The sequence below is a fragment of the Humitalea rosea genome, assembly GCF_003253705.1.
GTDB lineage: Bacteria > Pseudomonadota > Alphaproteobacteria > Acetobacterales > Acetobacteraceae > Humitalea > Humitalea rosea.
In genome coordinates this window covers 126,773-140,518 of the sequence record NZ_QKYU01000003.1, presented here as the reverse complement: position 1 = coordinate 140,518, position 13,746 = coordinate 126,773, and the positions used below count along the sequence as shown (strand labels likewise).

The following is a 13,746-nucleotide window of genomic DNA, read 5'->3' as shown; positions in this document are numbered from 1 at the left end:
CGCCCCCCGCAATGACCACAAGCCACCCTCTTTTCGCCGAAAACTTCCGGATTGCCCCATATTGGTGGGATGCGGCCGAACCTGCACAACGGGGAGGCGCTTTGCCGGACCGCACCGCCGTCGCCATCATCGGCGGTGGCTATGCGGGGCTCTCCGCAGCGCTCACCCTGCGCCGCCTCGGGCACGAGGTCACGGTTCTTGATGCCGAGCGCATCGGCTGGGGGGCGAGCAGCCGCAATGGCGGCATGGTCTCGGGCGGCATCAAGGTCGCGGCCAAGTCGCTGAGTTCCGCCTATGGCGAGGAAGGCGCGCGGCGAATCGCCGAGTCCGTCACCGCCTCCTTCCCCTTCCTGGAGGAGACCATCGCCCGCGAGGGCATCGACTGCGATTACGTCCGCTGCGGCCGCTTCATGCCGGCCTGGACGCCCAGGCACTACGACGGCCTCGCCGCCCGCGCCGGCTACCTCGCCGAGGTGACGGGCATGCCGACCCGGATGGTGCCACGGGCGCGGCAGCGCGAGGCGCTGGGCAGCGACCACTACCATGGCGGAATGATCGCCGATGCTGGCGGCAGCCTGCATCCCGGCAAATACGCCCGCGGCCTCGCCAAGGCGGCCGAGGCCGCGGGGGCGCGCCTTGTGGATGGCGTGCGCGTCCAGGCGACGCGGCCCGAGGGCAATGGCTTCCGCATCGCGACCAGCGCCGGCGAGTTCACCGCCGATGCGGTGCTGATGGCGACCAACGGCTATACCCGCGGCACCGATGGCTCCTCGGCGATGCCCTGGCTCGCGAAGCGGATGATCCCGGTCGGCTCCTACATCATCGCGACCGAGCCGTTGGAACCGGGGCTGATCGACCGGCTCTTCCCCGAGCGCCGCACGATGAGCGACACCAAGCGGGTGCTGAACTATTTCCGGCCCTCGCCGGATGGCTCGCGGGTGATCTGGGGCGGGCGGGCGAGCTTCGGCCCGACCACGCCCGGGATCGCCGCCCCCGTGCTGCATGCCACCATGGCCGAGGTCTTCCCCGAACTGGCCAAGGTGAAGCTGACCCATGCCTGGACCGGCAATGTCGCCTTCACCTTCGACTTCCTGCCGCATATCGGCGTCGAGGACGGGGTGCATTACGCCGCCGGCTGCCAGGGCTCGGGTGTGGCGATGGCAAGCTGGCTCGGGCATCAGGTCGCGCTGAAGATGGCCGGCGCCGGCAATTCGGATTTCGCGCTGGATGGGCTGAAGGTGCCGACGGTGCCGGGCTATACCGGCGACCCCTGGTTCCTGCCGATGGTGGGGGGCTGGTATCGGCTGCGCGACCGGCTGGACCGTCTCGCCGCCTGAGCCTTCCCATGCCAGAAGCCGTCACCACGAGATGGGTGCCGGACCGCTGACCTCTCCCCCTGCTTCCGAGCGGCCCCCTGCCTCAGAGAGAATCGACACCTCGGCCACGGCCCTCATGGTGCTGCTCTGCGCCGCCTGGGGCGTCGGCCAGGTGGCGATGAAGGTCGGCGGCGAGGGCATTTCGCCGCTCGCCCATGCCGGGCTGCGCTCGATCGGCAGCCTGGCGCTGCTCTGGCTCTGGTGCCGCGCGCGCGGGGTGCCGATCGTGCCGCCGGAGGGCGCGCGGGCCGCGGCGGCGCTGTGCGGGGCGCTGTTCGCGGGCGAATTCGTGCTGGTCTATACCGGACTGACCTATACCACCGCCGCGCGCGGGGTGGTCTTCCTCTATACCGCGCCCTGCCTCATCACGCTGCTCGCGCATCTGCTGCTGCCGAACGACCGGCTGACCCGGGGCAAGGCCGCGGGGCTCGGGCTCTGCCTCGTGGCACTGATGCTGGCCTTCGGCGACAGCCTGCGCCTGCCCTCGGGGCGGGAGGCGATCGGGGATCTGCTCTGCCTCGCCGGGGCGATGGCCTGGGGGGCGACGACGATCACCATCAAGGCGACCCGGCTGCGCTTCGCCCCGGCCGAGGCGACGCTCGCCTCCCAACTCGCGGTCTCGGCGCTGCTGCTGCCGCTGGGCCTGGCACTTGGGGAGCCGGGCATCTTCGACCCCAGCCCGCTGATCCTTGGCGTGCTGGGCTTCGAGATCGTGCTGGTCGCCTTCGGCTCCTACCTCGCCTGGTTCTGGCTGATCACGCGCTACCGCGTCTCGGGGCTCGCGGCGCTGTCCTTCCTGACCCCGGTGTTCGGCGTGCTCGCCGGGGCGGTGCTGCTGGGCGAGGCGGTGACCCTGCCGTTGGTCACCGCGCTGGTGCTGATCTGCGTCGGGATCTGGCTGGTCAACCGGCCCGCTTGAGGGCGAGCCGCTTGGCCGGCGCGCCCTGCGGGGCGAGGGCGAAGGCCGCCAGCGTCGCCTCCGGCCAGCGGCCGACCTTGCGCGCCACGAGATCGACGCAGAGGAACAGCACCTCATTCTCCGCCGCGAGCCAGCCTTCCTCGGCATGGAACATCAGATGGCGGATGAGCAGGCGCTTGTCGTCGAAGCCCAGCACCTCGCTGCTGAAGGCGAGTTCCATGCCCTCCGTCACCTCGCGCTGGTAGCCGACCCAGGTCTCGGCGGCGAAGGTGCCGAGCCCCTGCGCCCGCAGCCCGGCCCCGAGCCCGATGGTCGGCCAGAGCGTGTCGGTCGCGCGGTCGAAGGCCAGCAGGTAATAGGCGAGGTTCATATGCCCGTAGTGATCGACCCATTCGGGCAGAACCCGCGCGGTCAGCCGCATCCGGGATAACCGATCCAGCCGAGCACCGTGCCATCCGCCGCATCCACCCGGCGGGCATCGACGCAGCCGCGCTCCAGGGTGAAGCGGCGCTCATCCTCGCCCACCATGGGCGGCGCGATGCCCACCGGCCGGCGGCCGGTGACGCGATCGCCGAGTGCTGTGCAATCGACCCGCTCGCCATCGGCGCCACGGATGCGGGCCAGCACGCGCCCGCCCTCCAGCGGCACCGCCGCGACGACCGAGGCACGCGCCTCGGTGCCGAGGCAGGCGCGCAGGCTCGGCGCGATGCCGGGCAATTCACGGGTCCAGAATTCCTGCGCCGCCACGGGGGTCGCGAGCAGCAGGGACAGGTAGATCGGCACTAACCTCAAGGCATGGCGTCCATCTTCGAAGAGGCGGCGCGATCCGCGGCCCAGGTCAATCTAGACCGCGCCGCCCCGCAGCGTCACCTCGGCCAGGCGCCGAGCGTCGAGACGGTCAACTCGGCCGTGCATCGGCCGCGCGCCGCCGTCACCGCCATGCCGGTGTCATCGATAACGCCGCCTGGCATGCCGCGGCGCGCGCTCTCCTCCCGCGCGAGCCGCAGCACCTCGGCGCGGCAGCGCGCAGCCGGGCCTTCGGCGCTGAGGGTGATGCGGAAATTGCCATCCGTGCCGGGGGTGATGCTGTAGTCGGGCGGGGGCGGCGCGCAACTCGCGACCAGCAGCCCGGCCGCGACCAACCCGGGTCGCGACAGGCGCATCGTCATTCCCCCTCGGCCGGCTGCCGGGGCTTAGTGGATGTCGTCCATCTTCGAGAAGGCCTCGCGCAGCGAGGCGATGTTCAGCTTGCCCGCCTTGCAGAGGTCGAGGATCACCGCCTCCTTGCGGGTCAACAGGTCGATGGTGGCGAGCAGCTTGGTCACCGCCTCATCGGGGATCACCACCGCGCCATGGCGGTCGGCATGGACCACGGCATCATGCGTGACCGCCATGCCATGCACCGTCACCTCCAGCTTGCGCGCCACGACATGCACATGCGCATGGGAGGGGTTGATGATGCCGAGGATCTGGAACTCCGGCGCCAGCATGTCGAGGTCGCGGAACGAGCCGTTGGTGACGCAGCCCTGCGAGCCCAGCGCCTTGTGCACATTGCTGTTCACCTCACCCCAGAAGGCGCCGGTGCCGGGCACGTCGTCCAGGTCCTGCAACACGACGATGGTCGGCATCGCGGCCTCGGCCACATATTCGTACCAGCCGACGCGGGAGGCACGATCGGCCTCCTTCGTGCGGCCGGCGGGATGGGCGGCGCGGATGGTGCCGGTGCGGGCCAGGCCGCACATCGGCTTCATCGCCACATCGGCCACCTGGAAGGGGCGCACGGTGAAGCCATGGCCGCGGCGATGCGGCGTCACCACCTCCAGCGCATTGCAGATGGTGGGCGTGTCCCAGGCCCGCAGGGCTTCGAGGTCGGCCGCGGTGAAGGCTCGTTCGGTCATGGCGTTTTCTCCCGTGTTCCGCACAGGATCGACGCTGCGCGAGGGGCGGTCAAACCCCCTCCCGCCACGGATTTGGGCCGCTGGCGCAATCCCCCGCGATTTCCGGCATCCCGCCCATAGGCCAGCTTGACTGGCGCCTTGGGTCCACCCCGGCTAGCCTCTCCGCCAGCATGATGCCAAGGCGATGAACGAGACCCTGCGCCCCCTTCCCCACGCTGGCGATGCCGAGGCCCCAGGGGCCTCCGCCGCGGACGCCATGCCGCCGATGGAGCAGGGACTCCGCGCCTGGTTCGGCCGCATCGGCACCAAGGCGGTGCTGATCGCGCTGCTGATGCTCTGCACGGTCGGGCTGCTGACCGGCACCGCCTTGTTCGTCGGCGCCGAGCAATCCGCGATCATCCTCCACATGGGCACCAGCGACCGGGACGCCGATGCCATCGCCGATGAATTCGCGACCGAGCTTGCCGATGTCTCCGCCGCCTTCGCCGGCGTCACCGCGGGGGTGATCCCCCCAGGGCCCGCCGCGAGCCGGATGTCGCGCAGCGCGACGCAGCTTGTCACGAACTTCGGGCGGTTGGAGGCGGCGCTGGGCAGTGAGATGGACCCGTTGGTGTTGAGCGGCGGCCGCGACATGATGGCGCGGATGCCCGAATTCGCCGCCCGCGTCAGCGACGCCTTCGCCGCCCGCCGGCGTGCCGAATATGCCCCGCTGCACGAGGAATGGCTGGATTTCGCCACCACCTTCAACGGCGTCGCCGCCGCCGCGCGGAAGGCGGTGCATACGCGGATCGCTGCGACGCTGATGGAGGCGAATGCCCTGTCCACGCGCGCCGTACGCGTCGTGGTCGGCGCGGGCCTGGTCGGCCTGCTGGGCTCGGGGCTGATCTGGTACGTGCTGGTCTGGCTGATCGCGCGGCCGATCGACCGCGTGGCCACCAGCATGGACCGCCTCGCCCATGGCGATGTGGAGGCCGAGGTGCCGGGGGCCGACCGCTCCGATCAGGTGGGCGCCATGGCCCGCGCCGTGCTGGTCTTTCGCGACACCGCCCAGGCGCAGCGCCGCCTGACCGGGAGTGCCATGGAGAACGCCCGACGCACCGCCATCGCCACCAACCAGGCCTCGGAGGCGATCGGGCAGGTCAGCGACGGCGCGCTCACCCAGCTTTCCGAACTGCGCCAGGTGGTGGAGGCGCTGTCGCAATCGGCCGATGCCATCCGCGACGTCGGCCGCAGCACCCAGGATGCCAATGACCGTGCCGCCGAGGCGCGCGGCCTGCTCTCCGCCAGCGTGGAGAAGGTGCATCGCCTCATCGAGCTGGTGGATGCCGTGGGCGATGACACCGAGCGTGTCACGCGCATCGCCGGCCACATCGCCAAGATCGCGACCCAGACCAATATCCTCGCGATCAACGCGGCGATCGAGGCGGCGCGCGCCGGCGAGCACGGCCGCGGCCTGGCCGTGGTGGCCGAGGAAGTCCGGGCGCTGGCGGCCTCCTCCGAACAGCTCGCGCAGGAAATCGCCGATGTGGTCGAGGTTGCCGGCCGCCGCACCCGCCAGGGCAGCGGCACCGCCGCCGCGGTCGGCGAGGCGATGGACAGCCTGACCCATCTGGTCGCCGAAAGTGCCCGGCTCGCCGCGTTGATCGCGGTGGCGATGGAGGAGCAGCAGGCGACCGTCACCGGCATCGAGGAGCGGGTCACCACCCTCTCCCGCATCGGGCAATCCAATGCGACAGCCGCCGAGGAGATCACCGTGACCATGATCGACCTGTCGCGCCTTGCGACCGAAACCCGCAGCGCCGTCGAGACCATGGCGCGCGGCCAGCGGGCATGAGTGATGTCGCGCTGCTCATCGTCGACGACAGCTCCTTCAACCGGCTGATGCTGAAACGCCGATTGGCGGAGCAGGGCTACAACGACGTTTCCATGGCCAATGACGGCGTGCAGGGGCTGGCGGCCATCGCCGCGCGGCGCTTCGACTGCGTGCTGCTCGATCTGGAAATGCCCGAGCTGGACGGCATCGGCGTGCTGGAAGCGCTGCGCCGGGACCCGGCCAACGCGCCCCCCGTCATCGTCATCTCCGCGCTGACGGAGATGGAAAAGATCGTGCGCTGCATCGAACTCGGCGCCGAGGATTATCTGCCGAAATCCTTCGACCCGCCGCTGCTGCGGGCGCGGCTCGGCGCGGTGCTGGAGAAGAAGCGGCTGCGGGATCTGGCCGACGAGCGGCTGCGCCTGCTGGAGGCCGAGCTCGAAAGCGCCCGCACCGCGCAGCTTTCCCTGGTGCCGCGCGATTTCGCGGCCATCGCCCCCCCGGGGCTAAGCATCGCGGCGGCGATGATCCCCGCGCGGCAGGTCGGCGGCGACCTCTATGAAGCGATGCGCCTGCCGGGCGGCGGGGTGCTGCTCTGTGTCGCGGATGTCTCGGGCAAGGGCGCGCCGGCCGGGCTGACCATGGCCCGCACGGTCGGCGCCATCCGGGCCGCCGCGCGGCTGGTGCCGGGGCCGCTGCCCGATCCGGCGGCCATCCTCCGCCATGCCAATGCGGACCTTGCCGCCGACAATGACAGCCAGACCTTCGTGACCGCAGCGCTGATCGTGCTGGATGCGGCGACGGGCGAAGGCCGCATCTGCGTCGCGGGGCATGAGGCGCCCTATCTGCTGGATGGCGCGGCACCCCGCGTGCTGACCGGCTTCGCGCGCCAGCCGCCGCTCGGCGCCTGGGAGGGGTTCGACTACGCCTCCTCGGCGCTGTCGCTGGCACCGGGCCAGGGGCTCTACCTCTACAGCGATGGCGTGTCGGAGGCCGAGAACGCCGCCCAGGATTTCTTCGGCCGTGAACGGCTTGAGGCGATGCTGGCCCCCGTCGCCCTCGCCAGCCCGGCGGCGGTGGTCGCGGCGACCCTGGCGGCGGTCGCGGGGTTCGTCGCGGGCAACCCGGCAAATGACGACATCACGATCCTGGTGATCCGGCGGGGCTGAGCCTCAGGCGGGGCTAAGCCTCAGGCGAGGCTGAGCCTCAGGCCTCGACCACCCCATCCGGCTCGATCACCAGCACCGGCTCGCCATTCCCCAGCACGCCGACACCCCCCACCCCCGGCAGCGCCGCCAGCGCCGGATGCAGCGGGCGCAGCAGCATATCCGTGCGCCGCTGCACCCGGTCCACCAGCAGCCCAAGCTTGCGGCCGCGCACGGTGACGGCGACGATCTCGCCCTCGCCCCGCCGGATCAGCCCCAGCAGGGGCGCGAGGTCGATCACCGGCAATTCCGTATCGGCGGCGGCCGACACCGCCTCGACCCGCCCCGCCGGGATGGCGCAGGGCTGGCCGCCGACCTGGACCAGCAGCACCGGGGCCAATGCCGCCGTCAGCGGCAGCCGCAGGGTGAAGGAGGTGCCCTGCCCCGCCTGGCTCGCGACCTCCAGGCTGCCGCCCGCCCGGCGCACCGCATCCTGCACCACATCCAGCCCGACCCCGCGGCCGGAGGTCTCGGTCACCTGCCGCATGGTGGAGAAGCCGGGGCGGAACAGCAGCGCATGCGCCTCGGTCGCGGTGCCGGCGGCGGCCTCGGCGGCGGTGAGCAGCCCGCGTTCGACCGCGCGGGCGAAGACCGCATCGGTATCGATGCCGCGCCCATCATCGGAGACGCGTAGCCGCACCTGGCCCGAACGCCGCGCCGCCGAAATCCGCAGCACCGCCCGCGCGGGCTTGCCCGCCGCCAGCCGCTCGGCCGGCGCCTCGATCCCATGATCGACGGCATTGCGCGTGAGATGCAGCAGCGGATCGGCCAGCAGTTCCACGAGGCCGCGGTCCAGCGTCACCTCCTCGCCCTCGATCGCCAGATCGACCTGTTTCGCCCCTGCCTCCGCCACCGCCCGCACCACGCGCGGCAGCCGCGCGAACAGCGTGCCGATCGGCAGCACGCGCAGATCCATCACCGCATCGTCGAGCCGCCGCAGCGCGAGGCCGAGGCGCTGCTCGGCGCCCTCCAGCCCGTCCAGGAACCGCCGCAGCCGGTCGGCGGCACTCGCGGCCTCCCGCGCCGGGCCGGTCGGCAGGCGCTGGCCGAGCACGTTGAGCCGCGCCAGATCGGCCCGCGCGCCCCCCTCGGCGATGGCTTCCTCGACGGCCATGGCGGCGGCGCGGACCTCGGCCTCCAAGGTGATGATGCCGTCGATCACCTCCTGCCGCACCCGCATGGTGCTGGTGAGGTCGGTGCTGGTCGGCGGCCTCTCCTCGCCGATCGGGCCGAGCGCCAGCACCACGCGCCGGGCCGGATCGGCCGCGGTGGCCGCGCGGGAGAGCGGATCGAGCCCGGCGCCCGAGGCGATCAGCAGGTCGAGCAGCCCGGCCTCCGGCAGCGGATGGCTCGCGATGATCTCGCCATGGGTGGAGATCGCCTCGGCGACCGCGGCCTCGGCCAGGGCATCGGCGCCGAGGGCCAGACGCAGGCGGAACAGCGTCTGCCCGGCCTCCAGCGCCGCCAGCACCCGCGCGCGGCCGGCGGGGCCCAGCACCGGCAGGAAGGCCGGGGGCAGGCGCGGATCATCGGGCAGCGCCTCGGGCGGGGGCAGCGCCTCGGCGGTGGCGATCCGGGCCAGCAGGCTGGGCCGCATGGTCGCCAGCACGGCGGCGGTATCGGCCTCGGCGCCACGCTCCAGCAGATCCTGCAAGGCGAGGAGCGCGGCCTCCACATCCTCCGCGCCACAGGCGCTGGCGCAGGCGGCGGCATCGGCGAGCAGCGCCGGCGCCAGCCCCACGCCCCCCGCCGCCAGCACCGGCGCGAGCCAGGGGGCGAGCAAGGCGGGATCGGCGATGGCCCCTGGGGCCGGCAGCCCCGCCACCTCGTTCAGCACCGCGATGATCCGTCGCAGCCGGCCGAGCGCGGGCAGTGCCGCCGGCGTACCCACGGCCACCGCCCGCAGCCCATCGCGTAACCCGGGCAGCCCCGCGATATCCGCGGCCTCCGCAAGGTCGCGCAGCAGCGGCAGGGCATCGCCTGCCCCGAGCAGCGGCAACGCCTCGGCCAGGCGTTGGGCCATGCTGGCCAGCATGGGGTTGGCTTCGGGGATCGCGCGCACCGCGGGTGCGGCCCCCACGGGCGCCTCGCCCGCCACCAGCGCCGCCAGGCGATCGAGCAGCGCGCCCGGCGCGGGCCGCTCGCTGTCCCGCCCCAGCACCGCCGCGCGCTGGCCCCGCAGCGTATCGACCGCGGCGCGCAGCGCGTCCCCGGCCTCGGGGTCCAGGGCACGGCGCCCGCTCCGGATCTGGCCGAGCAGATCCTCGGAGACATGCGCGAGCCGCGTCATCCCCGCCGCCCCCAGCGCGTCGGACATGCCCTTGAGGCTGTGCATCGCGCGGAACAGGCGGTTGATGCCATCCGCCCCCAGCCCGCCGGCACCGGCCGAAAGCAGCCGGTCCAGCGTGTCCAGATGCTCCTCGCTCTCGGCGGCGAATTCGGCCCAGAGCGGATCATCGGCGGCGATCACGGCACCGCCCCCCGCAGCGCCGCGCGGATCGCCGCCCCCGCCTGCCGCGCCAGATCGGGCGAGAAGGCGCCCGAGGGCTTTCCCACCACCGCTTGCGCGCCCAGCCGACGCAAGGCCACGGCGGCGGGCGAGCCGGGCGGTGCCGCGCTGCTGACCACCACAACCGCCCCGGGGCCGCCGAACAGCGCACGGCGGCGCAGCACGCCAAAGCCGTCCAGCACCGGCATCTCGATATCCAGCAAGGTCACATCCGGCTGGTGTTCCGCCATGGCGCGCAGGGCGGCGGTGCCATCGGCGGCCTCGGCCACCACCTCGACGCCGGCATCCTCCGCCACCGCCTCGCGCAGCAGCCGCCGCATCAGGGCGCTGTCATCCACGATCAGCACGCGCAGGCGCCCGGGACCGGCCGGGGCCGCCTCGGGCGGCAGGTCGGCGCCGGCATCGGCGATGGCGGCGAGGCGCGCGCGCAGCAGCTGCGCCGTCGTCTCCGGCATGGTGGGGTCGAAGGGGTCGAGCGCCTCCCGCGCCGCCTCGATCATCGCCACCAGGCTCGCGATGCCGAAGGCCCCGGCCATGCCGTGCAGCGCATCCAGGCCGCGCCCCGCCGCCCCCACCTCGGCGGCAGCCGACAGCCGGCCGCAGAGGTCCGCGAATTCCGGGACGAAGGCCTCAAGCAGTTCGGGGTCGAGGATCGTCACGAGGGCCGCAGCAGTCGCGCGAGCCGCAGGCCAAGCGCCTCGGGCGGTTCCACCTCGGCCGCCAACCCTGCGGCGATCAGCGCGCCGGGCATGCCGGCGACGACGCAGCTCTCGGGGCTCTGCGCGAGCACCGCCATGCCGCGCCGGGCCATCGCCTCCGCCCCCGCCGTCCCGTCGCGTCCCATCCCCGTCAGCACCACCCCCAAGGCGCGGTCCGCGGCCACGGCGGCCGAGCGGAACAGCACGTCCACCGAAGGATGCACCGCCCCGTGCCCGGGGGCGAGGCGCAAGACGAAGCCGCCCGCCGCCGCCCGCGCGACCAGCCCATCCGCGCCGCCCGGCAGCAGCAGCGTGCAGCCCGTGGGCAGCGCCATGCCATGGGTGCCGAGCATCGCCGGCACGCCGCTGCGCTCGGCGAGGTGCGTCACGAAATGCGCGCCGAGTTCGGCCGGCATGTGCTGCGCCACCAGCACCGGCACCGGCAGCGGCCCCGCCGCCTTCAGGAGTGCGACGATCGCATCCGGCCCGCCGGTGGAGGCGCCGATCATCACGATCTGCACCCCGCTCTGCACCGGCGGCGCCACGCAGCCGGTCGGCGCGAGGGCCGCCACCGCCGCGCCACGGCCGCGATTGGCCAGGCGCTCGGCGCCGCGCGTGGCCCGGCGCAGATCCGCCCAATGCCGCAGCCGCACCCGCAGCGCCGCATCCAGCGCGCCGAGGTCCAGCGCGCCCAGCCCCGACAGCGTGGAGCCCTTCCAGATCGTATCGGACGCCCCGGCCGCCAGCGCCGCCAGCGCCGCGGCGCTGCCGTCCTGGGTATGGTGGCTGACCATCACCACGGCCGGCGGGTCCGGGCGGGCCATGATGCGCCGCGTGGCCTCGACCCCGTCCAGCCCAGGCATTTCCATGTCCATGGTGACGACATCGGGACGCAGCCGCGCCGCCTGCTCGACGGCGGCAAGCCCATCGGCGGCCTCGCCCACCACCTGCAGATCGGCCTCGGCCTCGATCATCCGGCGCAGGGCCAGGCGCATGAAGCCGCTGTCATCGGCGATCAGCACGCGGATCATTGGTCGTAGGCCCCGCCGAGCCTGGCGGCGGAGCAGACCGGCACCGCCTCGCCATTCAGGCTGAGAACGGCGATGGCGAATCCCGGGGCCGAGAGGGGCGCGATCGCCGTCCCGGGCACCGCGCGCAGCGCCTCGATGGCGGAGACCGCCAGCGCCACCGGGCGGGGCAGCCGCAGCCGCAGGCAGGGGCTGGCGCGGCCATCGAGCACCGGCGTGCCGCCCAACAGGACACCGGCATCGAGCACCGGCAGCACATCGCCCTTATGCATGATCACGGCCGCGCCGCCGGGCAAAGCGCTGGCGCGCAAGGGCGCGATGGCGGCCTCCACATCCTGCGCCGGCAGGGCGAAGCGCTGCCCGCCCGCCACGACCAGCAGCAGCGAGCGCGTGGCGGCGGTCTCCAGCGGCACCTCGGGTGGTGCCGCGGCGGCCCAATGCACAAGCTGCGCGAGGCGGGAGAGATCGACCCCCTCCACCGGGGCCGGCGCCAGCCGCGCGCAAGGGATGCCCAAAAGCCGGCCGCCCAGGGTCAGCAACGCCAGATGCGCCGCCCCCCCCGCCATGCCGCCCGGGTCCAGCACCAGCACCGGGGCGCCATCGGCGATGGTCCAGCCGAGCACCTCCGCCGGTGCCCCCGGCACCGGGCGCCAGGCCGGCAGCGGCACCACATGCCGCAAGGCGGTGAGCCCGACCCGCAGCCGCCCGCCCGCCGAAATCAGGTCCAGCGCGCCGGAGGCCACGGCGCCGGGTGCCGCTGCCTTGGGCGGCGCGGCGAGGCGCGGTGGCGCCGGCGGCGGGGCGGCCTGCCGGGGCGGCATGTCCGGCATCGGCAGCGGCGGCGCGCCGGCGGGGGCCTCGGCCAGCAGGGCCTCCCCGGTCACCAGCAGATCGCCCCCGGCCAGCGGCACCATGGCCCAGGCCGACCCGGCCGCGCCGCCAGGGGCGAGCACCGGCACCGCGCGGCCCGCGAGCAAAGCAAGCCCGGCCACCCCCCCGGCCGGTAGCGCCCGCATGGTCGCGGCCTCGGCCGCCATGCTGCCGGGCGGCAGGCGCCAGACCTTGCCCGCGGCACGGAGGGCCGCGACCGGCGTGCTCATGCGCGCTTTTCCCAGAGCGCCATGCCGGGCGGGCCCCAGGGGCGCAGCGGCAGGCCGGGCGGCAGCGAATCGGTCGTCCCCAGCCCCAGCAGCCCGCCCGGCCGCAGCCGGCCGACGAGGCCGGTCACGACCCGCACCCGCGCGGGTGCGGTCAGATAGATCAGGACGTTGCGGCACAGCGCCAGATCGAGCGGCGCCGTATCCAAGGGCAGGTCCAGCAGCGAGGCGCGGCGGAAGGCGACCATCTCGCGCAGCGCCGCCAGCGGCCGCACGAGGCCGGCCTCGGCCAGGAACATCGGCTGCCAGGTGTCGGGCACGTCGCGCAGCGGGTCGGGCGGCGCGGGGCCATAGGCCGCGGCCTCGGCCAGGGCCAGCGCCGGGCGGCAGAGGTCGATGCCCAGCACCCGCCCCTCCCGCGCGCCCCGTTGCAGCAGCAATGCCGCGAGGCTCCAGGCCTCCTCGCCCGAGGCGCAGCCGGCCGAAAGCAGCAGCGGCGCTGGCCCGGCCGTCTCCAGCCAGGCCCCGATCGCCAGCATCTGCGCCGGGTGCCGGAACAGCCGCGTCTCCTGCACCGTCACGCCATCCAGCACCCCGGCCCAGCCGGGATGGTCGAGCCGGACCTGACGCGGGTCGGCGGCCGCGAGCACCGCCGGCGGCAGCCGCGCGATTCGCCCGCGAAGCACCGAGTCGGCCTTCAACCCGGCCAGACGCGCCAGCGCATCCAGCAAAGCGGGAAGGCGCCACTCGTCGGCGGCCCGCCGCGCGACGATCGCGCCCGGCGGGCCGGCAGGATCAGCCGGCGGCGATGGCTTCGGCCCGTGTCGCATAGGAGGGGATGATGCGGTCGAAGCCGCTGATCTCGAAGACCTCCCGCACCGCCGGCTGCAAGGCGCAGACGGAGAACTTCACGCCCGCCGACTGGGCCTGCTTGGCCGTCTTGAGCAGCACGCGCAGCCCGGCGGAAGAGACGTAACGCACCGCCTCCAGATCGACGATCAGCGGCCCGGCGCCGAGCAGCGCCAGCAGCTTCGTCTCGGCCTCGGCCGCCGTCGCGGTGTCCAGCCGGCCATCGATGGCGGCGACCATGGCCGCGCCCGCGCGTGTTTCGACGATTTGCATCGGTTGCCCCTCGGAGGAAATTCCACCGCACTATCGCCGCCGCCGGGGCGGCGCGCCAGCCCGCCCGACGCATTGGTGCGG

General features: G+C 73.6%; 14 protein-coding genes. 4 read left to right on the top strand and 10 right to left on the bottom strand.

What is annotated here, in order from left to right; translation table 11 throughout:
* Positions 1 to 101: 101 nt before the first annotated feature.
* Positions 102 to 1,337: an NAD(P)/FAD-dependent oxidoreductase gene (locus C8P66_RS03785; RefSeq protein ID WP_245903194.1), complete on the top strand. Its 1,236-nt coding sequence runs from the start codon at positions 102 to 104 to the stop codon at positions 1,335 to 1,337.
* A 115-nt stretch (positions 1,338 to 1,452) separates the two neighbouring features.
* Positions 1,453 to 2,295 carry a DMT family transporter gene (locus C8P66_RS03780; protein ID WP_245903193.1) on the top strand — a complete coding sequence of 281 codons (843 nt, stop codon included), beginning with the start codon at positions 1,453 to 1,455 and terminating at the stop codon, positions 2,293 to 2,295.
* On the opposite strand, the gene C8P66_RS03775 is transcribed toward C8P66_RS03780, so the two are convergent.
* The 4 genes from C8P66_RS03775 to C8P66_RS03760 all read right to left on the bottom strand — a co-directional run bounded on the left by C8P66_RS03775 (position 2,279) and on the right by C8P66_RS03760 (position 4,193).
* A complete protein-coding gene (locus C8P66_RS03775) occupies positions 2,279 to 2,716 on the bottom strand; it encodes an acyl-CoA thioesterase (protein ID WP_111396815.1) in 438 nt (145 codons plus the stop codon). The two genes, C8P66_RS03780 and C8P66_RS03775, sit on opposite strands and share 17 nt — an antisense overlap.
* Complete coding sequence (locus C8P66_RS03770) at positions 2,707 to 3,078, bottom strand: hypothetical protein (RefSeq protein WP_111396814.1); 372 nt, start codon at positions 3,076 to 3,078, stop codon at positions 2,707 to 2,709. Before C8P66_RS03770 ends, C8P66_RS03775 begins: the two co-directional genes overlap by 10 nt.
* 83 nt (positions 3,079 to 3,161) lie before the next feature.
* Positions 3,162 to 3,458 (bottom strand): hypothetical protein, encoded by a 297-nt coding sequence (locus tag C8P66_RS03765; RefSeq protein ID WP_146422701.1) that lies wholly within the window; start codon positions 3,456 to 3,458, stop codon positions 3,162 to 3,164.
* A 30-nt stretch (positions 3,459 to 3,488) separates the two neighbouring features.
* Positions 3,489 to 4,193 (bottom strand): RraA family protein, encoded by a 705-nt coding sequence (locus C8P66_RS03760; protein ID WP_111396812.1) that lies wholly within the window; start codon positions 4,191 to 4,193, stop codon positions 3,489 to 3,491.
* 184 nt (positions 4,194 to 4,377) lie between these two features.
* Here C8P66_RS03760 and C8P66_RS03755 point away from each other — a divergent pair, with 184 nt between their 5' ends.
* Both C8P66_RS03755 and C8P66_RS03750 read left to right on the top strand, forming a co-directional pair.
* On the top strand, positions 4,378 to 6,027 hold the full coding sequence (locus tag C8P66_RS03755; protein WP_111396811.1) for a methyl-accepting chemotaxis protein: 1,650 nt from the start codon (positions 4,378 to 4,380) through the stop codon (positions 6,025 to 6,027).
* Positions 6,024 to 7,175 carry a PP2C family protein-serine/threonine phosphatase gene (locus C8P66_RS03750; protein WP_111396810.1) on the top strand — a complete coding sequence of 384 codons (1,152 nt, stop codon included), beginning with the start codon at positions 6,024 to 6,026 and terminating at the stop codon, positions 7,173 to 7,175. The genes C8P66_RS03755 and C8P66_RS03750 overlap by 4 nt, the downstream gene beginning before the upstream one ends.
* A gap of 37 nt (positions 7,176 to 7,212) precedes the next feature.
* On the opposite strand, the gene C8P66_RS03745 is transcribed toward C8P66_RS03750, so the two are convergent.
* Genes C8P66_RS03745 through C8P66_RS03720 form a run of 6 tightly spaced genes read right to left on the bottom strand, consistent with a single transcriptional unit; the run spans position 7,213 to position 13,665 of the window.
* Complete coding sequence (locus C8P66_RS03745) at positions 7,213 to 9,681, bottom strand: chemotaxis protein CheA (RefSeq protein ID WP_111396809.1); 2,469 nt, start codon at positions 9,679 to 9,681, stop codon at positions 7,213 to 7,215.
* Positions 9,678 to 10,379, bottom strand: a complete 702-nt coding sequence (locus C8P66_RS03740; protein WP_111396808.1) for a response regulator — start codon at positions 10,377 to 10,379, stop codon at positions 9,678 to 9,680. Before C8P66_RS03740 ends, C8P66_RS03745 begins: the two co-directional genes overlap by 4 nt.
* A complete protein-coding gene (locus C8P66_RS03735) occupies positions 10,376 to 11,449 on the bottom strand; it encodes a chemotaxis protein CheB (RefSeq protein WP_111396807.1) in 1,074 nt (357 codons plus the stop codon). Before C8P66_RS03735 ends, C8P66_RS03740 begins: the two co-directional genes overlap by 4 nt.
* The gene (locus tag C8P66_RS03730) at positions 11,446 to 12,546 is read right to left on the bottom strand and encodes a chemotaxis protein CheW (protein WP_111396806.1); all 1,101 of its coding nucleotides are present in this window, start codon (positions 12,544 to 12,546) and stop codon (positions 11,446 to 11,448) included. Before C8P66_RS03730 ends, C8P66_RS03735 begins: the two co-directional genes overlap by 4 nt.
* A complete protein-coding gene (locus C8P66_RS03725) occupies positions 12,543 to 13,373 on the bottom strand; it encodes a CheR family methyltransferase (RefSeq protein WP_111396805.1) in 831 nt (276 codons plus the stop codon). Before C8P66_RS03725 ends, C8P66_RS03730 begins: the two co-directional genes overlap by 4 nt.
* Positions 13,339 to 13,665 carry an STAS domain-containing protein gene (locus tag C8P66_RS03720; RefSeq protein WP_111396804.1) on the bottom strand — a complete coding sequence of 109 codons (327 nt, stop codon included), beginning with the start codon at positions 13,663 to 13,665 and terminating at the stop codon, positions 13,339 to 13,341. Before C8P66_RS03720 ends, C8P66_RS03725 begins: the two co-directional genes overlap by 35 nt.
* Positions 13,666 to 13,746: the final 81 nt, after the last annotated feature.